The sequence below is a fragment of the Streptomyces sp. I05A-00742 genome, assembly GCF_013055795.1.
Classification (GTDB): domain Bacteria; phylum Actinomycetota; class Actinomycetes; order Streptomycetales; family Streptomycetaceae; genus Streptomyces.
Map to the genome: position 1 here is coordinate 69,597 of NZ_JABETO010000021.1, position 24,856 is coordinate 94,452.

At 73.7% G+C, this 24,856-nt stretch carries 15 protein-coding genes; 11 read left to right on the forward strand and 4 right to left on the reverse strand.

Features of this window, described 5'->3' with window-relative positions:
* Positions 1-11: 11 nt before the first annotated feature.
* On the forward strand, positions 12-1,448 hold the full coding sequence (locus tag HN013_RS20410) for an MFS transporter (protein ID WP_171168261.1): 1,437 nt from the start codon (positions 12-14) through the stop codon (positions 1,446-1,448).
* Positions 1,449-1,571: 123 nt separating this feature from the next.
* Positions 1,572-2,762 (forward strand): SMI1/KNR4 family protein, encoded by a 1,191-nt coding sequence (locus tag HN013_RS20415; RefSeq protein ID WP_171168263.1) that lies wholly within the window; start codon positions 1,572-1,574, stop codon positions 2,760-2,762.
* A gap of 23 nt (positions 2,763-2,785) precedes the next feature.
* Here HN013_RS20415 and HN013_RS20420 read toward each other — a convergent pair whose 3' ends face one another.
* The 3 genes from HN013_RS20420 to HN013_RS20430 are packed head-to-tail and all read right to left on the reverse strand — an operon-like array spanning position 2,786 to position 4,337.
* Entirely contained in the window at positions 2,786-3,172 is a 387-nt protein-coding gene (locus tag HN013_RS20420) for a fic family toxin-antitoxin system, toxin component (protein WP_171168265.1), read from the reverse strand.
* A complete protein-coding gene (locus HN013_RS20425; protein WP_249375177.1) occupies positions 3,169-3,465 on the reverse strand; it encodes a DUF1778 domain-containing protein in 297 nt (98 codons plus the stop codon). The genes HN013_RS20420 and HN013_RS20425 overlap by 4 nt, the downstream gene beginning before the upstream one ends.
* 59 nt (positions 3,466-3,524) lie before the next feature.
* Positions 3,525-4,337 carry a class I SAM-dependent methyltransferase gene (locus HN013_RS20430; protein WP_171168267.1) on the reverse strand — a complete coding sequence of 271 codons (813 nt, stop codon included), beginning with the start codon at positions 4,335-4,337 and terminating at the stop codon, positions 3,525-3,527.
* Between the two features lie 273 nt (positions 4,338-4,610).
* Here HN013_RS20430 and HN013_RS20435 point away from each other — a divergent pair, with 273 nt between their 5' ends.
* From HN013_RS20435 to HN013_RS20450, 4 genes are all read left to right on the forward strand, one after another.
* Positions 4,611-5,411 (forward strand): ABC transporter ATP-binding protein, encoded by an 801-nt coding sequence (locus HN013_RS20435; RefSeq protein WP_171168269.1) that lies wholly within the window; start codon positions 4,611-4,613, stop codon positions 5,409-5,411.
* Entirely contained in the window at positions 5,411-7,930 is a 2,520-nt protein-coding gene (locus HN013_RS20440; RefSeq protein WP_171168271.1) for an FtsX-like permease family protein, read from the forward strand. The genes HN013_RS20435 and HN013_RS20440 overlap by 1 nt, the downstream gene beginning before the upstream one ends.
* 391 nt (positions 7,931-8,321) lie before the next feature.
* On the forward strand, positions 8,322-9,641 hold the full coding sequence (locus HN013_RS20445) for a sensor histidine kinase (protein WP_171168273.1): 1,320 nt from the start codon (positions 8,322-8,324) through the stop codon (positions 9,639-9,641).
* Positions 9,605-10,249 carry a response regulator transcription factor gene (locus tag HN013_RS20450; RefSeq protein ID WP_171168275.1) on the forward strand — a complete coding sequence of 215 codons (645 nt, stop codon included), beginning with the start codon at positions 9,605-9,607 and terminating at the stop codon, positions 10,247-10,249. Before HN013_RS20445 ends, HN013_RS20450 begins: the two co-directional genes overlap by 37 nt.
* A 68-nt stretch (positions 10,250-10,317) precedes the next feature.
* On the opposite strand, the gene HN013_RS20455 is transcribed toward HN013_RS20450, so the two are convergent.
* Positions 10,318-11,745 (reverse strand): sugar hydrolase, encoded by a 1,428-nt coding sequence (locus tag HN013_RS20455; RefSeq protein ID WP_171168277.1) that lies wholly within the window; start codon positions 11,743-11,745, stop codon positions 10,318-10,320.
* Positions 11,746-12,198: 453 nt separating this feature from the next.
* Between HN013_RS20455 and HN013_RS20460 the strand changes: the two genes are divergently transcribed.
* From HN013_RS20460 to HN013_RS33140, 5 genes are all read left to right on the forward strand, one after another.
* Positions 12,199-12,468 (forward strand): hypothetical protein, encoded by a 270-nt coding sequence (locus HN013_RS20460; protein WP_171168279.1) that lies wholly within the window; start codon positions 12,199-12,201, stop codon positions 12,466-12,468.
* Positions 12,469-12,664: 196 nt separating this feature from the next.
* On the forward strand, positions 12,665-14,266 hold the full coding sequence (locus HN013_RS20465) for an ABC-F family ATP-binding cassette domain-containing protein (RefSeq protein ID WP_171168281.1): 1,602 nt from the start codon (positions 12,665-12,667) through the stop codon (positions 14,264-14,266).
* Positions 14,267-14,575: 309 nt separating this feature from the next.
* A complete protein-coding gene (locus HN013_RS20470; protein WP_171168283.1) occupies positions 14,576-22,075 on the forward strand; it encodes a type I polyketide synthase in 7,500 nt (2,499 codons plus the stop codon).
* Positions 22,076-22,101: 26 nt separating this feature from the next.
* Positions 22,102-23,745: a CocE/NonD family hydrolase gene (locus HN013_RS20475; protein ID WP_171168285.1), complete on the forward strand. Its 1,644-nt coding sequence runs from the start codon at positions 22,102-22,104 to the stop codon at positions 23,743-23,745.
* 87 nt (positions 23,746-23,832) lie between these two features.
* Positions 23,833-24,846: a ketoacyl-ACP synthase III family protein gene (locus tag HN013_RS33140; RefSeq protein WP_171168287.1), complete on the forward strand. Its 1,014-nt coding sequence runs from the start codon at positions 23,833-23,835 to the stop codon at positions 24,844-24,846.
* The last annotated feature ends 10 nt before the right edge of the window (positions 24,847-24,856 follow it).

Here is a 24,856-nt window from a genome sequence, read left to right on the forward strand (position 1 = left end):
ACGGAGGTCCGATGCAGGACAAGGCCGAGACCGCTCCTCCCTCGGAGGGCGTGCTGTCACCGCGCTACCGAGCACTGTCCTTCGGGTTGATCACCTCGGTGACCCTGGTGGCCTTCCTCTGGCTGGGGGTGGCGACCGTGCTGCCCCAGGCGGCCGAGGATCTGGGCGGGGTGCACCTGTTCGGCTGGGCGTTCACCGCGTTCATGCTGGCCAACCTCTTCGGCACGGTCGCCGCCGGGCAGGGGGCCGACCGGAGCGGCCCCACCCGCCCGTACCTCCAGGCGTTCGCGGTCTTCATCGTCGGCTGTGTGGTCGCCGCGATCGCCACCAACTGGTACGTCCTGCTGGCCGGCCGCGCCCTCCAGGGGCTCGGCGTCGGCGGCGTGCTGGCCCTCGCCTACCTGATCGTCGGCCGCGCCTACCCGGACGAGCTGCGGGCCCGCATGCTCGCCCTGGTCGCCTCCGCCTGGACCCTGCCGGCCCTGCTCGGCCCGGCCATCGCCGGGGCGCTGGCAAGCGCCACCGACTGGCGGGTCGTCTTCCTCGTCCTGGTGCCGCTCGTGCCCGTCGCCGCCCTGCTGACCCTGCCCGCCCTGCGCAAGCTCGCCCCCTCCGACTCCGGGCCCGGCGAGAACCGGCTGCCGCTCACGGTCCTGCTTGTGCTCGGAGTCGGCGCCCTCCTCGCGGGCCTGGAGAACCGCAACCTCGCCGTGCTGATCCCGCTGCTCGTCGTCGGCATCGCCGTCACGCTGCCGGTGCTCCGCAAGCTGCTGCCCGCGGGCACGCTCACCGCCCGCCGCGGTATGCCCGCAGGAATGATCGTGCGCGGCCTGGTCAGCGCCGCCTACTACGGCGGCGAGTCCTTCTTCCCGCTCAGCATGACCCGGGTCATGGGGCTCAACACCCTCGGCTCCGGCCTGGCGCTCTCCGCCGGCGCCCTCACCTGGGTCACCGGCGCCTGGCTCCAGGCCAAGCTCGACACCCGGAGCGGCGGCTCCGGCCGGCACGCCCGCGTCGTGCTCGGGTTCGTCCTGCTCGTGGGCGGCGACGTCATGATCGCCGTGGCCGTCGGCACCGGGCTGCAGAGCGTCGCGCTCGCCGTGGCCGGCTGGGCCGTCGCCGGTCTCGGCATGGGCTTCGTCTACCCCGCCGTCACCACCATCGTCCTCTCCCTGGCCCCCAAGGGGCAGGAAGGGTCGGCCAGTTCCAGCCTCCAGCTGTGCGAGACGCTCTCCGTCGCCGTCATGACCGGCCTCGGCACGGCCATCACCGCCTACGGTTCCTCCCACGACTGGGACGACAGCCGGGGGCTCGGCCTGATCTATGTCATCGCCGCCGTCTGCGCCTTCCTCGGCATCGCCGCCGGACTGCGCACGGCGGTCCGCAAGGCCGCCGGGCGGCCGGACTCGGCGGCCGCGCCGCTGCACGAACCGGAGCACTCGGCGTAGCGCACGCGGAGGGGCGCCGCACCGGGCGGGACCGGCCCCGGCGGGACGACCGCCGGGGCCGCGGCCGGATGTCGTACCCCTGTGCTGTCCTTGGGGCAGTGATCCCGACCCGAGGAGACCCCGATGAACCGCGAGGAATGGCGCCCGTTCCTGAGGCTCTGGAGCGAGGAGTGGATCGCCGGCCACGATCCGGAGCGGGACGGCCCGTTGGGCGCGGAGGTGGTGCGGGACGGGTGGCTCGGCTTCGCCCCGGCGCGTGCCGAGGACCTGGCCGCCGCCGAGGCCCGGCTCGGCCGGCGGCTGCCTCCCTCGCTCCGCGCGTTCCTGTCCGTCACCGACGGGTGGCGGAACGCGGGTGTCTTCATCTACCGGCTCGCCGGTGCCGGGGAACTGGAGTGGCTCGCCGATTCCGACGACGCGAGCTGGATCGAGGCGTACAGCCGGGACGACGTCGAGGAGGGGGAGATCGACGAGGGGGCGATCCTCGGCCGGTCGCTGAAGCTCTCCCTGGACGGGGACGCGGCCGTCATGCTGCTCGACCCGGAGGACGTGGACGAGCACGGGGAGTGGGCGGGCTACTGGCTGGCGTCGTGGTCGGGGGAGGGCCCCGAGCGGCACGCCTCCTTCCATGAGCTGATGCAGGCGCAGTTCTCCTCGTTCCACGCGCTCCGCAAGCCGCCGGGCGAGACCCGTGACCACTGGGACCATCAGGTGGACGAGGCCCGGCAGGCGGCGCTGGACGGTGCCGTCGACGGCCCGCTGTCGGTGCTGACGGAAGCCGGAGCGCACGGGCGCCACCGGGCGGCGCTGCTGCGCTTCCAGCTCCTGGTCATGCTCGGTGACTGGCGCACCCTGCCCCCTGGCCACCTTGTCGCGTACATCGACTTCGAGAAGGAACCCCTGTTCGCCGCGGAACTGCTGCCGCTGCTCTCCGTGGAGCACCAGTACGGCTACTGGGGGAACTTCGCGCTGGAGATCCTGGAGCGCAACGCGTCGGAATCCGTCCAGGCGCTCATCGCCGACCACACGGAACGACGGAAGGAACCCGGCTTTCCTTTCCCTTACGGGAACCCGGAGTTCGACACGGCGGTGCGGCGCGTCACCGCGCGCCTCCGGGACGCCCCGGAGGACCCGGAGGCGAGGCGGCGCCTCATGGACGCCCTCTGGCCGGACCTCAGGGGCGCCATACGGTGCTGGCGCCCGCTGAACGACAACCACATAGCCCCCGTCGTCCTGCTCGCCGACCCGGCCCTGGGCGAGCTGATCACGCCCGAGCGGGGACGGGAACTCCTCTCCCTGCGGCGCGGCGCCTGACGTCGGGGGCGGCCGTGCGGCGGCTACTTCACCGACCAGGCGTGGAGTTGGCGGGCGACTTGGGCGACGCCGGCGGCACCGGCAGCCGCGTCCCGGACGAGTGCGACGGCCTCCTTGGGGCGGTAGTCGAGCCGGCACTCGTTCAGGGCGAGGAAGGCTTCGGTGGCGTGCCAGGCGAACCGGTCGTTCGAGTGCTCAAGGCACGGCGTCCGCACCAGACCGACCAGCAGTGCACCGGCCTTCAGGTGCAGGGAGCCGTAGATGTCCCGGTCCATCGCCCTGGCGTACATGCGGGCGACGGCCCCGAACAGCACGCCGTAGTCGTCGACCTGCGGATCACCGGGCAGCAACTCCGCGGCGTGGAGCAGGAAAGGAACGTCGATCCGCTGCGGCGGCGGGTCCTCGGTCACGCCGCACGGCCCTGCTTCTGTTGGTCGAGCCCGGCCTTCGCCTGCTGCTCGGCGGCGCGCAGGGCGGGGGAGGGGTCGGACGCGCCGGGTTCGGCGTCGAACGCTTCACCGCTGCGGGCCATCGATTCCCGGAAGGCCTCCAGGTACCTCCTCTCGACGGCTGTGGCGCGCTCGTAGGCGGCCGAAAGGATGTACTCCTGCATGCTCATCCCGGCCTCCTTCGCGGCGGCCGCGATGACCGCGCGCTGGTCGGGGTCCGGGAAACGCAGACTCATGGCTTTGGGGTCCGACATGGTATCGACGGTATCAGTGATACCAGCCTTCTGCTCACCGGCTCACCGGCTCACCGGCCCTAGAAATCAAGGGGCCGCTGCCCCTGGACGGAGTACATCAGGCAGGAGGCGGCCAGGAAGTCGGGGTGGCTCATGGCCTCGCGGGCGGCGTGGAGGTGGTCGTCGGTCAGGCCGACGGTGAGGAACCGGTCGCGGAGGTGGCGGGTGTTGTGGATCTGGAGGGCGATGCCCGGGGAGTGGGCGCGCCATTGCTGGACGGCGGGTTCCGCGTCGACGCGGACGAGTCCGGCGCGGTGCATGGCGGTGGCGGCCCGGCGGCCCCACTCCAGGTCGGCGCCCGCCTCCTCCAGGAGGCGGAGCTTGGCGTCGAGGTAGGCGCGGTAGGCCGCGGCGGCCGGCTCGCCGGATCCGCCCACGGGGACGAGCGGGCCGTAGGTGGTCTCGTCGAACTCGTCGAGCTGGAGCCAGCCCCCGGGCCTGAGCGAGGCGACCAGGCGGCGGAGCACCGCGTCGCGTTCGGGGAGGTGGAGCAGGAGCAGCCGGGCGTGGACGATGTCGAAGGTGCTCTCCGGCAGCGGGTCCGTCCGTACGTCGTGGACGAGGACGCGCAGGCCCGGGGCGGCCGGGGCGTGCTGCGGCTTGACGTCCGTGGCAAGGACGGAGCCCGTCGGCGCCACGCGGGCCGCGAGCCACCGGGCGACGCTGCCGCCGCCCGCCCCCACCTCCAGGCAGTGGGCGCCCGGCGCGACCGGGAGCCGGGCGAGCCGGTGGGTGGTGAAACCGTCGTACGCGGCGGCGAGGCAACGGTGTTGCTCCGTGGCGTACTCACTGTCGTTGTCGAACGCGTAACCGAGTGGTGGAGTCGTCGTCATGCCGTCCTCGGAGTCGTCGTCGCCCGGAGCCCCCGGCGGTGCCGGAACCGACGGTACCGGTCCCTTCCCGGCGCCACACCGGAGACGACGGCCGACCACTCGGGGGAGCGGCCGTCCACCCGGGAGAGCTGGCGGGCGCGAAGAACATGGCCCCGGAAGGTGGAGAAACCTCTACCCCGAGGACGCCTCCCAGCGTCATTACCCCGCCGCCGCCCGGCTCCTAGCGTGGTTCCCAGGTCGCGCGGGGTGCGCGACGGATGGTGGGGAGTCCCGGTGCACAGACGAGAAGACGGACGATCGGCGACGGCGGTCCGGCTGGAAGCGGTCGAGAAGACCTACGGCAGGGGCGACAACGAGGTGACCGCCCTCAGGGAACTGAGCATGACCTTCGACGCCGGCACCTTCACGGCCGTGATGGGCCCGTCGGGCTCCGGGAAGAGCACCTTCCTGCACTGCGCCGCCGGCCTCGACCGGCCCACCGCCGGCTCGGTGACGATCGGCGGCACCGACCTCGCGCGGCTGGACGAGGTGCGGCTGACGAAGCTGCGCCGCGACCGCGTCGGATTCGTCTTCCAGGCCTACAACCTGCTGCCCGCGCTGACCGTGCTGCAGAACATCGCGCTGCCGCTCAAACTGGCCGGGCGGCGCCCGAACCGGAACCAGATCATGGCCGTGGTCGACCGGGTCGGCCTGACCGAACGGATCGACCACCTCCCCGACCAGCTCTCCGGCGGCCAGCAGCAGCGGGTGGCGATCGCCCGCGCCCTGGTCACCCGGCCCGACGTCGTCTTCGCCGACGAGCCCACCGGCGCACTGGACACCCGCACCGCCGCCGCGGTGCTCGCGCTGCTGAGGGAGTCGGTGAACACCGTCGGCCAGACCCTGGTGATGGTCACCCACGACCCCGTGGCGGCCTCGTACGCCGACCGCGTCGTCTTCCTCGCGGACGGACGGTTCGTCGGCGAGCTGCAGCGGCCGACCGCCGAAGCGGTCGCCGCGCGGATGACGCGGCTCGGCGCCTGGGACGACGAGCCCCACGGCCCGGCCACCGCCGTGGCGGGAGGGACGCGCTGATGGGCGAGCTGGTGTTCCGCACGCTGCGTTACCGCAGGACGAGCTTCGTCGCCACCTTCCTGGCGATGTTCCTCGGCGCCGCCATCGTCATGGGCTGCGGCGGCCTCCTGGAGACCGGCATCCGGATGGCCGCGCCGCCCCAACGGCTCGCCGCCGCACCGGTCGTGGTGACCGGACCGCAGGACGACGGGTCGGCCGCGCTGAGCGAACGCAGCCGCCTCGACGCCGCGCTGGTCGGAAAGATCCAGTCGGTGCCCGGCGTACGGCAGGCCGTCGCCGACGTGTCCTTCCCCGCGACGGTCCTGGCCGGCGGGAAGCCGGTCGCCGGCGCCTCCGGCTCCGCCGGCCACCCCTGGGAGAGCGCCCGGCTGACCCCGTACGCCCTGCGCCACGGCCAGGCACCCGCGCGCGACGGCGACATCGTCCTCGACGCCGGGCTGGCGGCCCGTTCGGGCGCCTCCGTCGGCTCGGGCGTAGAGCTGGCCGCCCACGGCACCGCCCGGCGCTACACCGTCACCGGCATCGCCGCACAACAGGGCGGGCACGACGCGCCCCCGGCGGTGTTCTTCACCGGCACCGAGGCCCGGCGGCTGGCCGCGGCCGACGGACGGATCGACTCCATCGGCGTCCTGCCCGCGCCGGGCACCCGCGTCGCCGACCTCGCCGCGGCCGTGGAGAAGGCGGTCGGCGACCGGGCCACCGTCCTCACCGGCGACCGGCGCGGCCTCGCCGAACTGCCCGGCACCATGACCGCGCGGAAGACGGTCGTCATCCTCGCCTCGATCTTCGGCAGTTGGGCCGTCCTCGTCGTGATGTTCGGCGTCGCCTCCGCCCTGGGACTCTCCCTGCAACAGCGCCGCCGCGAGATGGCCCTGCTCCGCGCCATCGGCGCCACCTCACGGCAGGTGCGCCGGATGATCCTCGCGGAGACCGCCGTCCTCGCGGTCGTGGCCACCGCCCTGGCCGCGATCCCGGGCCGCTACCTCGGTGAGCTGCTCTTCGGACAGCTCACCGGACACGGCGTCGTGCCCGACGCCATCGCCTTCCACGAGAGCTGGATCCCCGTCGTCACCGGAGCGGCCGTGGCCGTCGTCGCGGCGCTCGGCGCGACGCTCCTCGCCGGACGCCGCGCCGCCCGGACGAAGCCCTTGGCCGCGCTCGCCGACAGCACCGACCGCACCCGCTGGTTCACCGGGCCGCGCCTCCTGCTCGCCCTGCTCTTCCTCACCGGCGGCCTCAGCCTGTCGGTCGCCACGGCCACCGTGATGGACGACGGCCCGTCCCTCGCGAGCACCGCCGGACCGGCGTCCGTGCTCTTCGCCATCGGCTGCGCCCTGCTGGCCCCCGGCATCACCAAGGGCTTCGCGGTGCTGCTGCGCGGACCCGTACGCCTGCTGACGGGCCTGCCCGGCGAGCTCGCCGCGCACAACACGGCGGTCCGCAACGTCCGTACCGCCGGCGTCGTCGCCCCCGTCGTCCTCCTCGTCGGGATCGCCACCGGAACCCTGTACATGCAGGCGACGGAGGACCACGTCTCCGCCCGCAGCTACTCAAGGAACGTCCTCGCCGACTACGTGGTGACGTCCTCGGCGGGAGGCTTCGCCCCGGACGCCGTGGACGCGTTCCGCCGGGTGCCCGGCGTCGCCGGAGCCTCCGAACTGGTCACCTCCACCGGCCGGGTGGAGGCGCGCGGCGGCGGAACGGACGTCGACCTGCGCGGGGTCTCCGCGGCCGGCGCGGACCGGACCCTCGCGGTGCACCCCGTCACCGGGTCGCTCGACGGTCTGCGGGGCGACACCGTGGCTCTGTCCGACCGGCAGGCGGAGACGTTCGGCGTCCGCGTCGGCGACACCCTGCCGCTCCGCCTCGGCGACGGCACCCGGACCACGCCGAAAGTCGTCGCGCTCTACGCCGACGACCCCAAGCAGCGGTACTTGCTGCTGCCCTCCCGGGTGCTGGCCGCGCACACGACCGGCGGCCTGCCCACCCGGATCCTGGTCCGGGCCGCGCCCGACGCCGGCCACGGCCTCCGCGAGCGGCTCGACCGGGTCGCGGCGGCCCGGCCCGGGGCCGAGGTCGCCGACCGCTCCGCGCTGACGGCGAGCAACGGCCAGATCCAGCAGATCCTCGTCTCGGCGAACTACACGATCGTCGCCATGATCGTCGGCTACGCGGCCATCACCGTGGTCAACGCCCTGGTGGCGGTGGCCCGGGACCGCCGCCGCGAGTTCGGCCTCCAGCGGCTGACCGGGGCGACGCGCGCCCAGGTGATCGGCATGCTGGGCGTCGAGGGCGGCCTCGTCACCGTCGTCGGGACGGTACTCGGCACCGTCGCCGCCGCCACGACCGTCGTGCCGTACGCCCTCGTCAAGAACGACTCGCCGCTGCCCGCCGGATCCGTCGGCCTCTACCTGGCCATCGTCGGCGGAGCCCTCGCGCTCGTCCTCGGCGCGACGCTGGTGCCGGCGTGGCGCGGGATGCGGACCCCGCCCGTCGAGACGGTGACGCGGCCGGCGTGACCGCACGTCCGCCCCGGGCCGCCGTCGTCGCGGTGCCCGGGGCGGGCGTGTGCCGGCTGTGCGATCTCAATCGCCGCACCGCCGGGCGGTCGCCAGCCCTATCGGTCGGTGACCGGCCGGTGTGACCGCACGTCCGTCCCGGGACGCCGTCCCCACGGTCCCCGGGACGGGCGCGCGCCGGCGGTGCGACCTCGACCGCCGCACCGCTGGGGCGGGATCCCGGTCGACAGCCCTGCCGGACGGTGACGGCCGGCATGACCGTACGCCCGTCCCGGACGCCGCCCCCACGGTGTCCGGGACGGACCTGACGCATCCGTGGGCGATTTCGCGGCGGCACGTGGTGCGCCTCGGCCGCTTCCACCAGCATGGGGAGACGGAGACCACCATCCTGATGAGGACGACCCGAACCTTGACCGATGCTGTCGGCGCATGGCGCGCCCTGGCCCGCCGGGCCGGTGCCGACACGGTGGTCGGTGTGGCGATCGCGGCCGGGACGATGGCGGCTCTGAGCCTCTTCCTGGTGACGGCCTACTTCGTGATCCTCTTCGTGATCGGCATCGGGGCCGCGGCCCTGCCGATCGTCACCAAGGGCGTGCGCCGGCTGTGCGACCTCAACCGCCGTGCCGCCGGGCGGTGCGGGATCCCGGTCGACAGCCCCTACCGGCCCGGACCCCAGGAGTTCGAGAAGGACATCGTCGGGTGGATGCGCCGCTGCAAGTGGATCCTCACCGACCCCGCCACCTGGCGCGACCTGCTGTGGCTGCTGCTGAACACCGCGGTCGGCATGATCGGGTTCGTGCCCGCCGCGGTCCTCTACTACGCCCTGGAGGGGCTGGCGGTGGCCGCCGGGCTGTGGCGGCCCGTCCTCGACGTGAACGGCAGCGGCCGGTGGTACTGCTTCATCACCGTCGACAGCTGGGGGAGCGCCCTCCTGGCCGTGCTCCCCGCCACCGGACTGCTCCTCGCGTGGCCGTGGGCGAGCAGGGCCGCCCTCGTGGCGCACGCCCACTTCACCCGCTTCCTCCTCGGCCCCACCCGGAGCGCCGAACTGGCCTCCCGCGTGCGACACCTGGCCGAGACCCGGACCACCGCCCTGGACACCCAGGCGGCCGAACTCCGGCGCATCGAGCGGGACCTGCACGACGGCGCCCAGGCCCGGCTCGTGGGCCTCGGGTTCACCCTGGGGGCCGTGGAGCGGAACCTGGACCGGAAGCCCGAGGAGGCCCGGCGTCTGTTGGCGGAGGCCCGGGAGTCGTCCGTCCTCGCCCTGCGCGAACTGCGCGACCTCGTCCGCGGGATCCACCCGCCCGTGCTCGCCGAACGCGGCCTCGCCGACGCCGTGCACGCCCTCGGGATCGCCAGCCCGCTGCGGGTCGCGGTGGAGACGGACCTCCCCGGTGGCCTGCCCGCGCCGGTCGAGTCCGCCGTGTACTTCTCCGTCGCGGAGCTCCTGGCCAACGCGCTGAAGCACGCCGGGGCCGACCACGTCGCGATCTCGCTCCGGTACTCCGGCGGTGTGCTGAGCGCCCGGGTCACCGACGACGGGCACGGCGGCGCCGACCCCGTCCGGGGCACCGGGCTGCACGGCATCCGCCGCCGGCTGGCGGCCTTCGACGGAACCCTCGACATCAGCAGCCCCGTGGGCGGTCCGACCGTGACGAAGATGGAGATACCGTGCGCGTTGTCCTCGCCGAAGACCTCTTCCTCCTGAGGCAGGGGCTCATCCAGCTCCTGGAGGCGTACGACTTCGAGGTCGTGGCCGCCGTGGACAACGGCGAGGACCTGGCCGCCGCCCTCGCCGGGCAGCGCCCCGACATCGCCATCGTGGACGTGCGGCTGCCCCCGACCTTCACCACCGAGGGGCTGCGGGCGGCGCTGCGGGCCCGGCGGGACAACCCGGGCCTGCCCATCCTCGTGCTCTCCCAGAACGTCGAGCAGATGTACGCGCGGGAGCTGCTGGCCGACGGGACGGGCGGCATCGGCTACCTGCTGAAGGACAGCATCTTCGACAACGACCAGTTCATCGACGCCGTCACCAGGGTCGCGGAGGGCGGCACCGCCATGGACCCGGCCGTGGTCGCCCAGCTGATGGTGAGCCACGCGCGGGACGAACCCCTCGGCGCCCTCACGGCACGCGAGCGGACGGTCCTGGAGCTCATGGCCGAGGGATGCTCCAACCTGGCCATCGCGCAGCGCCTCGTCATCAGCGAGGGCGCGGTGGCCAAGCACATCTCCCACATCTTCGCCAAGCTGATGCTGCCGCAGGACAGCGACAGCAACCGCCGCGTCCTCGCCGTCCTGGCCTATCTCAACGCCTGAACGGCCGCCTGACCGCCCGCCGGGCCGCCGGGAGCGCGGGCGCCCCCGGCGGCGGGACGGTGCGCGGCTCAGCCGGTGAACTTCCCCAGTTCCAGGCTGAACGCGTACTCCTGCTGGTCCGGCATGCCGGAGCAGACGGGGCTCGCGGTCGGCTTGTCACAGGGGTGGTCCCGGGTGGCCGACCACATGGACAGCCGGCCGATGTGCTTCTCGGTGGCCCACCGGACGAGCCGGCGGGCGTCCTCCAGCAGGAAGGTCTCGCCGGGGCTGTCGTTGACGCCGATCATCGGGGTGACGCCGACCATCTTCCACAGCGCCGCGTCCGGGGTGCCCCGGTAGACGGTGGCGAGCTGGTCGTGCAGGGCGTTGCCCGCGTCGATCGCGGCCTGACCCATGTCCTTGACCGGCGGACCGTAGTCCATGGCCATCACGTTCCAGGTCTCCACGGCCAGACCGTTGTCGACCGCGTTGCGGACGACCTTGAGCCCGTCCGGGGTGAGACCGCTGGCGAGGACCGGCAGCGTGTACGAGATGTGAAGCGGGGTGCCCTTGGCCGTGTACCGCTTCTGGAGGGCGGCGAGCGCCTTGGCACGGCGGGTGTTGGCCGCCGTGTCGACCACGGCGGTGCCCTCCACATCGAAGTCCAGCTTGTACGCCTTCAGCCGTTCGACGACGCTGCCATAGGCCTCCGTGAGGGCGCCGACGTCCGTGATGTCCTGGGCGAGCTCGTTGTTGTTGGCGCCGCCGAACGAGACGACCACGTCACCGCCGGCCCGCCGGAGCGCGTTGATCCGGGGGACCGTGTAGTTGCCGGAGACGGGGTGGGAGTGCTGGCCGCCCCACACCGGGGTTCTGCGGTCCGTCGGATCCGAGACGACGAACGCCGTGGTGAACTGCCGGGTGCCGCTGGCCTGCCCGATCTTCGGCAGGTCGGGCTCGGGGTAGAGGCTGGTGTCGGCGTAGGGGGCCCAGGTGGCCGGGGTGTCGGTCGTCGCGGGGACGGCCGGGATGGGCGCGGGGTCCTCCTTCCAGGCGACGATGATCTCCAGACCGTTCTGCGGGACCTTCTTGCGCCAGTCCTGGGCCGGCGCCACGGTCAGGGTGGAACCGGCGACGGTGACCTGGTCCTGCTGGTACTCGCTGTCGAAGGCCTGCCCCTCGGGAAGGGTGAACCGCACCTTCCAGCCGACGTCCGGGGTGGCCTGCCCGCTGACGGGGCGTAACACGTAGTGGTACGTGCCGCCGCTGCCCCAGTTCTGGTCCTTGCTGCCGGACTGGTCGCCGACCCAGACGAGGCGGACCTTGTCGTCGGCGGCCAGCAGTTCGCCCCCGAGGGGGTCGGTCGCGGTGGGGGCGGCCGTCCGTCCCTGGGGGCCGGCCGCCGGAGGGTGTGCCGGGCCGGCGGCGGCCGGCAGGGCCGCGGCCGTTCCCGTCAGCAGACACAGGACGGTGCCCGAGGCGACGAGGGCACGGCGGGTGGTGGGAGAGAGCGTCATGGTTCCTCCGCAGGCGTGGGGACTGCACCCCCCCGGTGGAACAGCGCGGGCCGCCCGTGCGTGGCGACAACTCCCCATTGTTTCCACGCCAGTTACCGGACCGCGAAGTTCCCCGGGCAGCATAGGGTGCGTGGCGCGCAAGGGGAAGGCGGGAGCCGTGGGCGGCCCGGGGGAGGAATCGCGGCCCCGCGGCGCCCCTTCCCGCCCCGGCGGCCTGCCGCGGGTGGCCGGACCGAGGCTTGTCGAACGGTGCGAAACAGTTTGTATTCCAAGGTTGTTGTGAATAGACACCGCTGTTCGCCAGCCGGAATCGGTCCTTCACCCGTGGGTTCCGGACGTCGGCGGAACACCCGGGACCCCTCGTGTCCGAGGACCCCTAGCATCGGTCGCGCCGCCCGGGAACTTCCCGGGAGCATGTGTCAGGGAGGCGTTCCTGTACGCACCAAAAAGCTCGTGGCCGCACTCGCCCCGATCGCCCTCGGGGCGGTCCTCGCTCTCCCCGCGGCCGCGTCGGCCGACAGCCCGGACCACGGAGCCCGGACCGCCGCCGCGGCACCCGCCTTCGGCACCTTCCTCCTGCAGACCGGCACCGGCCTGCACGAGACGGACGACACCTTCACGACCGCGACCGCCGACTGGGACCGGGACGGCAGCCCCGACCTCGTCGCGGTGAAGAAGAGCCGGACCGGCACCAACAGCACCGAGGTCCGCATCCTCGGCTGAGTCCCCGGCGCCCTTTCCCGGGCCGCGGCCGGAGAAGGGCGCCACCGGGCCGTCCGCGTCCGCCCCGAAAAAACCGGATGCGCCGCCCAGGGAGACGGCTCTACTCTGGCCCGCATGTCTACGCCCCGAATTTCCTAGCCGAGGACCCGCTTCCACGCCACCCGTGTGTCCTCTCGCTGTTTCGGAGCGTTATCCCATGATCACCGTTCGCGGTGCCGACGTGCGCGTCGGCGCCCGTCTCCTGCTGTCCGGCGTCTCCTTCCACGTCGCCCCCGGCGACCGGATCGGTCTCGTCGGCCGCAACGGAGCCGGCAAGACCAGCCTCCTCCGCGTCCTCGCGGGGGAGACCCCGCCCGCCGCCGGCACCATCACCCGTACCGGAGCCGTCGGCCACCTGTCGCAGGACTCCCGCGCCGCCGACCCCGCCGTCACCGTCACCGACCGGATCCTCTCCGCCCGCGGCCTGGACCGGGCCGTCCACGCCCTGCGGGCCGCCGGGGCCGCGCTGGCCGAAGCCTCGGCACCGGCCGCGCAGGACCGGGCGATGCACGCCTACAGCCGGGCCGAGGCCGAGTTCCAGGCCCGCGGCGGATACGCCGCCGAGGCCGAGGCGGCCCGGGTGGCAGCGGGCCTCGGCCTGCCGCCCCGGGTCATGGACCAGCCGGTCGGCACCCTCTCCGGCGGCCAGCGCCGCCGCGTCGAACTGGCCCGGATCCTGTTCGCCGGCCACGACACCCTGCTGCTCGACGAGCCGACCAACCACCTGGACGCCGACTCCGTCGCCTGGCTGCGCGCCTTCCTGACCGGACACCGGGGCGGCCTCGTGATGATCAGCCACGACACGTCGCTGCTCGCCGACACCGTCAACCGGGTCCTCCACCTCGACCCGCACCGCGCCACGATCGACGTCCACAACACCGGCTGGGCCGACTACCTCGCCCAGCGCGCGGCCGACGAGCGACGCCGCACCCGGGAACGGGCCAACGCCGAACGCAAGGCCGCCTCCCTGCACGCCCAGGCGGACCGGATGCGTGCCCGGGTCTCGACCGCCGTCGTCGCCAAGAGCATGGCCCGCCGGGCCGACCGCATGCTCGCGGAACTGGAACCGGCCCGGCGCACCGAGCGGACCGCCCGGATCCGGCTGCCCGAGCCCGCCCCCTGCGGGCGGATGCCGCTCGGTGCCGCCGGACTGGCCAAGGCGTACGACGGGCACCAGGTCCTGAGCGGCGTCGACCTGGCCGTCGACCGCGGCAGCCGGCTGGTGGTCCTCGGCCTCAACGGGGCGGGCAAGACCACCCTGCTCCGGCTCCTCGCCGGCCGCGAGACCCCCGACGCCGGGCACGTCGTGCGCGGGCACGGGCTGCGCCTGGGCTACTTCGCCCAGGAGCACGACACCCTCGACGGGAACCGCAGCGTCCGCGACAACCTGGCCGCCGCCGCCCCGCACCTCACCGACGGCGAACTGCGGCACGTGCTCGGCGCGTTCCTCTTCACCGGGGACGACGCCGACAAGCCCGCCGCGGTCCTCTCCGGCGGCGAGAAGACCCGGCTCGCCCTGGCCGGACTCGTCCACTCCGGCGCGAACGTGCTCCTCCTGGACGAGCCCACCAACAACCTCGACCCGGCCTCCCGCGCGGAGGTCCTGGCAGCCGTCGGCACCTACCCGGGCGCGATCGTCATGGTGACCCACGACGAAGGCGCCATCGAGGCACTGCGCCCGGACCGCGTCCTGCTGCTGCCGGACGGGGACGAGGACCTGTGGAACGAGGGCTACCTGGACCTGGTCGCCCTCGCCTGACCGGCGACCGGCCGGTGCCCCGCCGCGGGGCACCGGCCGGTCGGCGGTCCCGCGCTCGCGCCGACGCCGGTGGACCGCCGGCGGCCGCCATGGCGTGTGATAGTGGCGCCCTTTAAAAGCTTTCCGTATTTCCGTATCAATGGAGCGGGGTAATTCATCACGCCGACCGTGGGCGAATCCTTCTCCAACTCCCGTGGATTCCACGGCTATTAGCACCGGATTTGTGATTGCCGTCACCTTTCCTGGGCAGATTTCGTACAGCCGGAAGGGCGGTGTGCACGACAGGTCGACATCATTCAGGAGACGCCCGTGCCCCAGCATGTCGCGCACCATGACAACAGCCACCGCGAGAACGACCTCATCGCGATCGTAGGCGCCTCCTGTCGGCTTCCCGGAGGCCTCAATGACCTGGACGGGCTGTGGGAAGCGCTGCGAGCGGGCAGCGATCTGGTGACGGAGGTGCCGCGGGAACGGTTCGACGCCCCGCTCTTCACCGACCGGCAACGACAACGGCCGGGCAAGACCCGAACCGCCGCCGGAGGGTTCCTCGACGATGTCGCCGGATTCGACGCCGGGTTCTTCGGCATCGCCCCCAAGGAGGCCACCCGGATGGATCCTCAGCAGCGTCTGCTGCTGGAGATGGCCGTGGAGGCCCTCGACCAGGCCGGTGTGTGCCCGGCCGACTGGGCCGGAACGGACGTCGGCGTGTTCATCGGCGTCTCCAGCCGTGACTACGGAGATCTCCAGTCCGTCAGGCCGGCCACGGTCAATGCCTACAGCATGACGGGTACGTCCCCGGCCATCACCGCGAACCGCATCTCCTACGTCTTCGACTGGCGCGGCGAGAGCGTGGCGCTGGACACCGCCTGCTCGTCGTCCCTGACCGCGCTGCACCGCGCCTGCCAGTACCTGCGCACCGGGCAGGGCCGGGCCGCCCTGGCCGGTGGAGTGAACGTGATCCTCAACCCCTTTTCCTACGTGGGGTTCTCGTCCGCCTCCATGCTGTCGCCCTCCGGGCGCTGCCGGACCTTCGCCGCCGACGCCGACGGGTACGTACGCGCCGAGGGCGGCGGAGTGGTCGTCCTCAAACGCCTGGGCGACGCCCTGGCCGACGGAGATCGCGTACAGGCGACCGTCGTGGCCACCGGCACCAACTGCGACGGCCGCACCCGGGGCCTGGCCCTGCCGCACGCGCACTCCCAGGCCGAACTGCTGCGGACCGTCTACGGGCGGGCCGGGATCCGGCCCGACGACCTGGTCTACTTCGAGGCGCACGGCACGGGCACCCCGGCCGGCGACCCGGTCGAGTGCGAGGCGATCGGGCGCGCCCTGGGCGAGCACCGCACCACAGGGGCGCTGCCCATCGGCTCGGTGAAGTCGAACATCGGCCATCTGGAGGCCGCTTCCGGCATGCCCGGACTGTTCAAGGCCATGCTGGTGCTGCGTCATGGCGTCGTTCCCCCCACCCTGCACGCCGATCCCCTCAATCCGGCGATCGATTTCGTGCGCTGGCGGCTGCGCCCCGCGCTGCAGGAGGAGTCCCTGGCGGACCGGCCCCGGCCGGTGGTGGGGGTGAACAGCTTCGGATTCGGCGGCGCCAACGCGCACGTCGTCCTGGGCCCGGACCCGGACACCCGGCCCTCCGCCGTGGCCCTGCCCGCTCCCCGGTGTGACCAACAGGCCGTCGATCAAAGCCCGTTGCCCGTGCTGGTGTCCGCGCACACCCCGGCGGCCCTCGCCGAAGCCGCCCGGCGGATGGCCGACCGGCTGCGCGGGGCCTCGGACGAGGAGTTCTACGACCTGGCGCGCACCACGTGCCTGCGCCGGGGGCACCACCGCGAACGGGCCGCCGTCCTGGCGGCCGGCAGGTCCCGGGCCGCGGGCGCGCTGGCCGCCCTGGCCACGGGGCGCCGAACGGGCGCGGCCGCCTCGGGGCACGCCACGGACGACGGCAGGATCGCCTTCGTCTTCTCCGGCAACGGCTCGCAATGGCCGGGGATGGGCGTCGAGCTGATGGCCCGGGACGCCGCCTTCCGCGCCGCGGTGCAGCGCGTGGACGCCGCCCTCACCCCGCTTCTGGGGTGGTCCGTACGGGACGCCCTCGCCGGCCCGGTGTCCGAGGCGGACCTGCGGCGCACGGAGATTGCGCAACCCCTCCTGTTCGCCTTCCAGTTGGGGGCGGTCGCCGCGCTGGAGCGGGCCGGGGTCCGTCCATCGGCCGTCACGGGCCACAGCTTCGGAGAGGTGGCGGCCGCGTGTGCCGCGGGCGTACTGGATCTCCCGGCGGCCGCCCTGCTCACCGCCGCACGCAGCCGGAAGCAAGCCCTCACCGCGGGACAGGGCCGCATGGCCGCCGTGGGTCTGGCGATGGACGACGTACGTGAGGAGATCGCCCGGTACGGGGGCCGGTTGACGGTGGCGGCGGTCAACAGCGATCGCGACGCCACGGTCTCCGGTGACCGGCGGGACCTCGACGACCTGGGTTCCCGGCTCGGCGAGCGGGGTGTCTTCTTCCGCCTTCTGGACCTCGACTACGCGTTCCACAGCACCGCGATGGATGTCATCGAGCAGCCGCTGCGGGCCGAGCTCGGCCCGCTCCGGCCCGCTCCGGGAACCGTCCCCTTCTTCTCGGGGGTCACGGGCGGGGCGCTGCCGGGCCAACGGCTCGACGCCGCGTACTGGTGGCGCAACATCCGGGAGCCGGTGCTGTTCGCCGATGCCGTGCGGGCGCTGCTCGACGACGGGTACCGGGTGTTCCTGGAGGTGGGACCGCACGCCGTGCTGGGCACCTACCTCAAGCGCCTGGTCCTGCGCGGTGACCGGCGCCCGGCGGTGGTCCGCAGCTGCGTGCGCGGCGGTGACGGCCCGGACGACCTGCGGCAGGCCGTCGCCCAGCTCATGGCCGTCGGGGGCCGGATCGACTGGCAGGCGCACTTCCCCTCGCCCGGCCGGCCGGCGGACCTGCCCGCCCACCCCTGGCAGCGGGAACGGCACTGGAACGGCTCCCCCTGGTGGTGGTCCGGCACCCAGGGCGACGAGGGAGCGCCCGTGCACCCGCTCCTCGGCACCCGGCTGACCTCCCTCGAACCGCTGTGGTCGGGGCCCGTGGAGCCGTCCCGGCTGCCATGGCTGGGCGACCACAGGATCGACGACAGCGTGGTGATGCCGGCCGCCGCCTATCTGGAGATGGCACTCGCCGCCGCCGGTCAGGCGTTCGAAGGGCCGGTGGAGATCCGTGACCTGCGCATCGTCAAAGGGCTGAGTCTGCCCTGGGACGACGACACGGCCGATGTGCGGCTGCAGGTCTCGCTGTCGGACGAGGACCAGGTGCTGCGCGTCGCGGCCCGCCCGGACGCCCGTTCCGACTGGCAGCTGCACGCACGGGGACGGGTCCGCCGGCTGCTGCGCCCGGCACCCGAACCCGTCGGCCCGCCGGTGCTCGGCGCCCCCGGGACGACGGCCCTGACCAAGGCCGCGTACTACGACCGTCTCTCCCGGCTGGGGCTGTCCCTCGGACCGGCCTTCCGGATGATCAGCGGTCTCGACCTCGGGGACGGAGAGGTCCTCGCCACCTACGCCACCGGTCTGCCCGTCGAGGGGTTCCGGGCCCACCCGGTCGTCCTGGACACGGCCATGCAGCTCACCGGGCCGCTCTGCGCCGCGGTGACCGGAGCGGACCGGCCCTTCCTGCCCGCCATGGTGGAAACCACCCGTTGGTGGCGGCCCCCGCCCGCCGAGGGATGGGTCCGGGTCCGGGCCCGCGACGTCGGGGCGGCGGAAGCGCGCTGCGACGCCCGTCTGATGGACCGGGACGGAAACGTCACGGTCGAACTCCTGGGAATCCGGCTGCGGCGCTTCCAGACCAGGGCGCGCTCGCCGCTCGGCCGCTGGGAGACCACCCTGCGCGCCGCGGCCCATCCGCGTCTCGCGCATCCCGCCGCGAGCGCTCCCGTACCGGATGTGCGGAGCCTGGCCGAGGCGGCCGCACGGTGGCGGGCGACGGCGGACGTCACGGAACGGCTGCGCCGGGCGGACGACTGTGCGCGGCGCCTTCGCGAGGTCGTCGCGCACTTCACCGCGGCGGCCGCGCGACAGCTGCTCGAAGCCGCCGGGGCGGAGCCGCCGGCGGCCTTCTCACCCGACGACCTGGTCCTGGCGGGCATGGCGGCGAAGTACCGCCCGCTGATGGACGTGCTCCTGCCGCTCGCGGCGGAACACGGCCTGCTGACCCGGGAGGACCCGCGGGGCCGGCGGCCGGGGGCCGTTCCCGAACCGCGGCGCGCGCTGGACGAGGCGCTCCGGGATCTGCCCGAGGAGAGTCTGCGGCTCGCGCTGTACGGACGCTGCGGTCTCCATCTGGCCGATGTCGTGCGCGGCGTGAGCGACCCCCGGGAACTCCTCCACTCCGACTCCGACCACCGTCCGGCCGACCGCTTCCACTCCGGCCCCGCCATGGAGGCACAGACCGAGACCGTCCGTGAAGTGACGCGCGCGGTCGTCGCCGGGTGGCCGGCGGATCAGCCGCTGCGGATCCTGGAGATCGGTGCCGGTACGGGCGGCATGACCGACCGGCTGCTGGACGTACTGCCCCCCGAACGCACCGAGTACGTCTACAGCGACGTGTCGGAGGCGGTCCTCCCGCGCGCCCGGCGGCGCTTCGCGGGCCACGGGTTCGTCGGCTACCGGACGTTCGACCTCGACCGCGCGCCCGAGGAACAGGGCTTCGCGCCGGACTCGTTCGACCTGCTGATCGCCCACCACGCCCTGCACCTGGCCAGGGATCTGCGGTGGACCGCCACCGGACTGGCGCGCCTGCTCGCCCCGGGCGGCCTGCTGATCGGCGCGGAGCTGCACGACGCGGGCCTCTGGGCCGGGTGCCTCGGTCTGCTGGACGAGCAGTGGGCCTTCACCGACACGGGCCTGCGGAGCACCTCCCCCTTGCTGGCGGCCCCGCGGTGGGAGGCCCTGCTCCGCGATTGCGGCTTCTCCGGGACACACGTCATCGGCTCGGGAGCCGACGGCGCCGCCACGGTCTCGTCGGTCGTCCTCGCCGGGCGGGCCGCGACCACCGCGCCTCCGGCGCCGTGCCGACCCTCGCCCGCGCTGCCGGCCGGCGACGCACGATGGATCGTCGCGGCCGAGGACCCGGAAGGGGCGCCGGCACGCGAACTCGCCGCGCTGCTGGCCGGGTCGGCACCGGACCGCGTGTCCCGCACGGACCTGCACGACCGGGCCGTCGGCTGGGCCAAGGCGTGGCAGGACGGGACGGGGCCGGTGCACGCGGTTCTCCTGCTGGACGGCGACCCGCCGCCCGCCGGGGACGCGGAGGCCGTCACGGAACTGGCCGTGCGCCGCATCGCCGCCGTCGCCGCCTTCGCGCGCGCCTACGCGCGACACGACTCCCCTCCTGTCGTGGCGCTCTGGCTGGTCACGCGCTCCGGCGTGGCGCTGGGCGCCCCGGCGGCGGCGGACCGGTGCGGTGACAGCGCGCCCTGGGGAGCCGTCCGTTGCCTGGCCAACGAGCACCCCGGACTCACGGTCCGGCGGATCGCGGCCGAAGCGGACCCCGGCCTTCCGGCCGTCGCCCGGCGTCTCGCGCTGGAGCTGCTGGACCCCACCGACGAGGACGAGGTCCTGCTCACCGGCGCCGGCCGGTTCGTGGTCCGCAGCGGGCCGTCGGCCCCCGCCCGGCACCGGAGCGGGCCGCCGGCTCCGTACCGTCTTGAGCTGCGCGACCCCGGACTGTCGCACCGCATGGCCTGGGTGGCGGCCGAGCGCCCGTCCGTCGGCCCGGACGAGGTTCTTATCGAGGTACGGGCCGTCGGACTGAACTACCGCGACGTGATGGAGACGTTGGGGATGGTGCGGCCCAACGCCGAGGTCTCGACCGTCACCGGACAGTACCTGGGGCTGGAGTGCGCGGGCGTCGTGGCGGCCGTCGGTTCACGGGTCGAGGACCTCGTCCCCGGCGACCGGGTGTGCGCGGGCGCCCTCCGCTGCCTGGCGTCCCATGTGGTGACCCCGAGGTACCTGGTGAGCGCCATCCCCGCGACCATGTCCTTCGCCGAGGCCGCCACCCTGCCCATGACCTTCCTCACCGTGCATCACGCACTGGACCACCTGGCCCGGCTGACCGCGGGGGAGACACTCCTGGTGCACGGTGCCGCCGGCGGCGTCGGCCTGGCCGCGCTCCAGTTCGCGCGCGCACGGGGGGCGGAGCTCATCGCCACCGCGGGAACTCCGGCGAAGCGGGATCTGCTGCACCTGCTGGGCGTCGGCCACGTACTGGACTCCCGGAGCCTGGACTTCGCCGAGCAGGTGCGGGTAAGGACGGCCGGGCGGGGCGTGGACGTCGTGCTCAACTCCCTGGCGGGCGAGGCGCTGACGCGCAGCGCGGAACTGCTGGCGCCCGGCGGGCGGTTCGTCGAGCTGGGCAAGCGCGACATCGAGGCGGGCAGCCGGCTGCCGATGGGGATCTTCGAGGACAACGTCACCTTCTGCTCGATGGAACTCAACCAGCTGCTGAAACGCGGCCCGTTGCCGTCCTGCACCCTGGAGGACATCGTCGACCAGGTACGTTCGGGCTCCTACCGGCCCCTCCCGCACCAGAGTTACCCGGCCGAGCGGGTGACGGAGGCGTTCCGCGCGCTGCGGCACTCCCGGCACCTCGGCAAGGTGGTCGTCACCTTCGGTACGCCGCCGCCCGTCGAGGCGCGGACCATCCCGGCGGCACCGGATCCCGCCGCCGCGTATCTGGTGACCGGTGGCCTCAGCGGTCTGGGGGCGGCGATCGCCCGCCATCTGGCCGACCGCGGAGCGCGCCATCTGGTCCTCGTCGGCAGGCGGGGCCGCGCCACACCCGGGGCCGACGAGCTGCTGCGCGACCTCGCCGCCCGCGGCGCACGGACCACGGTGCACGCGGCCGACGTCTGCTCCCCGTCCGCCGTGCGTGAGGTGCTGCGGGACATCGAGGCGGCCGGGCGTCCGCTGCGCGGGGTCGTGCACGCGGCCATGGTCCTGGACGACACCCCGCTGTCCGAACTCACCGAGGACCGGATCCGCACCGCCCTACGGCCCAAGATGCTCGCGGCGCTGCTCCTGGACGCCGCCACGGCCGGACAGCCGCTCGACTTCTTCGTCTGCTGCTCCTCGGTGACCGCGGTCATCGGCAACCGGAACCAGGCCAACTACGTCGCGGGCAACCTGTTCCTGGAGGCCCTCGCCCGCTCCCGGCGGGCCGGTGGCCGCCACGCCCTGACCGTCGGCTGGGGCGTCATCGGCGACACGGGGTACGTCGCACGGGCCGGGAAGGACGACACCTGGCCGCGCAGGGGTGTGCACCCGTTGTCCTCGGCGGAGGCATGTGCCGCCCTGGACGAACTCCTCGCCGTGGACGCCACCGTGGCGATGACCGGCAGGATCGACTGGGAGCGGGCACGCTCCCACTTCCCGGCGCTGGGCGCCCCCCGGTTCGGCGAACTGGCGCCCGCGGCCGGCCCGGGCCGGCCGGACGACACCGAGCGGCTCCAGGGACGGCTGGCCGGCGCCGATACCGAGGCGGCACAGGAACTCGTCGCCGAGGTGCTCCGGCACGCGGTCGCCGACGTCCTCCAGACGGATCCCGCGCACATCGACCTCCAACGCCCCCTGGACCAGCTGGGCATGGACTCGCTGATGGCCGCCGAACTCGTCGGAGTCGTCGCGCGACGCCTGGGCTGCGAGATCCCGGCGGTGGAGCTGATCAACGCGAGCAGCATCAACAGCCTCGCCGCGCGCGCCCTGGCGCGTCTCGGCCACGGCACCGACTGAACCGCGCCGCACACCGAAGGGAACATATGGAGACCCTCCGTCCCCGCGCCTCGGCACCCCGGCCCGCGAGGGGCGCCGCCCGAAGACGACGTCCTTGGAGGAGCGTCGCCGCCGCCCTGGCCGGCCTTCTCCTGTCCGCCGTATGCGTCGCACCCGGAGCGGTCCACGCCGCGTCCGCCCCGCCGGTCACCTGGCGGCCCGTGGTCATCCCCGGCGGCGACGGCGTGCCGCTCAGGGGCAGCGTGGCCGCGCCGAGGGGCGGGGGACCGCACCCGCTGATCGTGATGACACGGTCCTGGATCATGAGCGAGGCGTTCTTCAGCAGAACCCAACTGGCGGCGGCGAGCCGGGGATACGTCGTCGTCATCTACGCGCCCCGGGGCATGGGCGGGTCCGGGGGCACCATGGACATGGGCGGCCCCAAGGACGTCGCCGATGTCCGGTCCGTCGTCACCTGGAGCCTCGCGCACACCCCCGCCGACGCCCGGCACATCGGCGCGACAGGGCTGTCCTACGGGGCGAGCGTGAGCCTGCTCGGGGCCGCGTTCGACCCGAGGATCAGGTCGGTGACCGCGTTGAGCAGCTGGACCGACATGTACGACGTGTTCCAGGACAACGGGACGCCCGCGGAGACCGGTTACCTGGCGGCCCTGTACGGCGGACTGCACGGTGCCTCGGGGGCGAGCTCACCCGTCTCCGGTCTCTTTCCCTGGGACGCCCGGCGGCTGGCGGCCTGGGCCGGGGTGCGTTCTCCCGAGACCTATCTGGACCGGTACAACGCCCAGGGCACGGCGGTCTTCCTCGCGCAGGCGTGGGGGGACAAGCTCACCCCGGTGGGCCGGAGGGGCGAGTTCTTCGACCGCCTGCGGGGGCGGAAGCGGCTGGAGATGAGGCCGGGAGGTCACGGCGGGGCGGAGTTCTCCAGCAGCGTCATGCCCAATGAGGTGATCGACTCGGCGATGCGCTGGTTCGACCACACACTCAAGGACCGCGCCAACGGGGTGGCGGAGGAACCGCCGGTGCTGATCCGGCCGGTGAACAGCGGCCCGTTGTTCGGGGTCGGCCACGGATTCGAGGGACACCCGAGCTGGTCGGCCATGACGGGCCCGCCCCGCCGGCTCGTCCTGTCGGGCGGCGGTTCGCTCCGGGACGGACCCGGTGCCCCCGCGTCCCGCGCACGGCTGGTCGCCGGTCCGGGAACCGTGCTCGACGGGGAGCACCTTCCCCTGCAGAACACGGTGGAGGCCCTCCTGGGCGCCCGGGTGCCCAGGCCCCTGGCCCTGGTTCCGCGTGGTGCGGGCGCGGTGTGGACCGGGTACCCGTCGGCCGCGGTCCGGCAGGTGCGCGGAACCCCCCGGGTACACCTCACGATCACCCCATCGTCCTCGCGCGGCACGGTGGTCACCTACCTCTACGACGTGGACGCCCTGGGCAATGGCACCTTGATGTCCTACGCGCCGTACACCTTCCGAGGCCGCGCACCGGGCAGCCCGTTCACCGCCGGCTTCCGGCTGCACGCCACCGCCTACGACGTGCCGAAGGGGCACCGCCTGGCGCTGGTGGCCACCACCGCCGACTCGTGGTTCCGCTCGCTCAACCCGCCCGGATCCGCCCTGACCCTGTCGTCGTCGCCCGCTTCACCGTCCTGGGTCGAGGTGCCCTCGCGCTGACACGCGCCCCGGCCGCACCGGCGGTGGCGCGGGCGACCGGGCGACCTGCCCGGCACCAGTCGTCGACCGATCCCGAAGGAGCCGACCGTGCGCGTTGATTCCCGCGTCTCCGTGGTGTCCGGTGCCCTGTGGCTGCCCGAGGGGCGCAGCACCGTGGAGGACGCCCTGCTCGACGGTGTGCTGGCGGACGGCCGGTCCGTCCCGGCCGGCACGGACTCCGTCCCGGAATGTCACGGGGAGACCCCCGAGCACATGGCGGCCGAGGCCGTCCGCAGGGCCCTGGCCCGTGCGGGCCGGCCCGTGGAAGCGGTGGACATGCTGGCCTTCGCGTGGACGGCCCGCTTCGCCGGGGAGCTGTACTCACCGCCCTTCCGGCTCGCCAAGGCGCTGGCGGTCGGGGACTGCGCGACCGTCGGCATCGTGCAGGCGTGCAACGGGGGGACCACGGCGGTGGAGGTGGCCGTGACCCGGATGCTCGCTGAAGACAGCGTCCGGCTCGCGGTGGCCGTCTCCTCGGACAGCTTCGAGCCGTTCGGCTCCGTACGCTGGACCGATCCCGCCCTGATGGTGGTCGGGGACGGCGCGGCGGCAGCCGTGCTCGGCCGGGGGCAGGGGCGCTTCGCGCTGCGTTCCCTGGCCACCCGTGGCCACACCTGCGCGGGCATGCTGGAGGCGGGCCAGGACATCCGCACCTGGCTGCCCGACGCGGGTGAGGACGCCGGCCGAAGCTCCGCCCGCCTGCTCACCGAGGCCGCGCACAGTGTCGAGCAGTCCAGGCGCTGTACACACGAGGCCGTGGACCAGGCTCTGGACGACGCCGGGCTGCGGGCGGACGACCCGGGCATCGTCGCGGTGCTGCTGCCCCGCCTCGCGGATCCCTTCATCGAGTCGTTCGTCCGGTCGGCACTGCCCGAGCCGTTGCGTGCCTTCGCCAGGGTCCCCGACGCGTACACCGGACACCTGGGTTCCGGCGACACGCTCGCCAACCTCGAATACGCCCAGCGATGTGTGACCCTGGCGCCGGGCGAGCACCTGCTCGTCGTCAACAGCGGGCAGGGCGTGATGTCCTCATGTCTGGTGCTCGCCTCGGGCGTGGGCTGAGACCGAGGTC

Coding starts and splice junctions, on each gene's coding strand:
- HN013_RS20410 (WP_171168261.1), top strand. CDS start 12: ATGCAGGACAAGGCCGAGACCGCTCCTCCCTCGGAGGGCGTGCTGTCA.
- HN013_RS20415 (WP_171168263.1), top strand. CDS start 1,572: ATGAACCGCGAGGAATGGCGCCCGTTCCTGAGGCTCTGGAGCGAGGAG.
- HN013_RS20425 (WP_249375177.1), bottom strand. CDS start 3,465: ATGTCGGACCCCAAAGCCATGAGTCTGCGTTTCCCGGACCCCGACCAG.
- HN013_RS20430 (WP_171168267.1), bottom strand. CDS start 4,337: ATGACGACGACTCCACCACTCGGTTACGCGTTCGACAACGACAGTGAG.
- HN013_RS20440 (WP_171168271.1), top strand. CDS start 5,411: ATGGGCGAGCTGGTGTTCCGCACGCTGCGTTACCGCAGGACGAGCTTC.
- HN013_RS20445 (WP_171168273.1), top strand. CDS start 8,322: ATGAGGACGACCCGAACCTTGACCGATGCTGTCGGCGCATGGCGCGCC.
- HN013_RS20455 (WP_171168277.1), bottom strand. CDS start 11,745: ATGACGCTCTCTCCCACCACCCGCCGTGCCCTCGTCGCCTCGGGCACC.
- HN013_RS20465 (WP_171168281.1), top strand. CDS start 12,665: ATGATCACCGTTCGCGGTGCCGACGTGCGCGTCGGCGCCCGTCTCCTG.
- HN013_RS20475 (WP_171168285.1), top strand. CDS start 22,102: ATGGAGACCCTCCGTCCCCGCGCCTCGGCACCCCGGCCCGCGAGGGGC.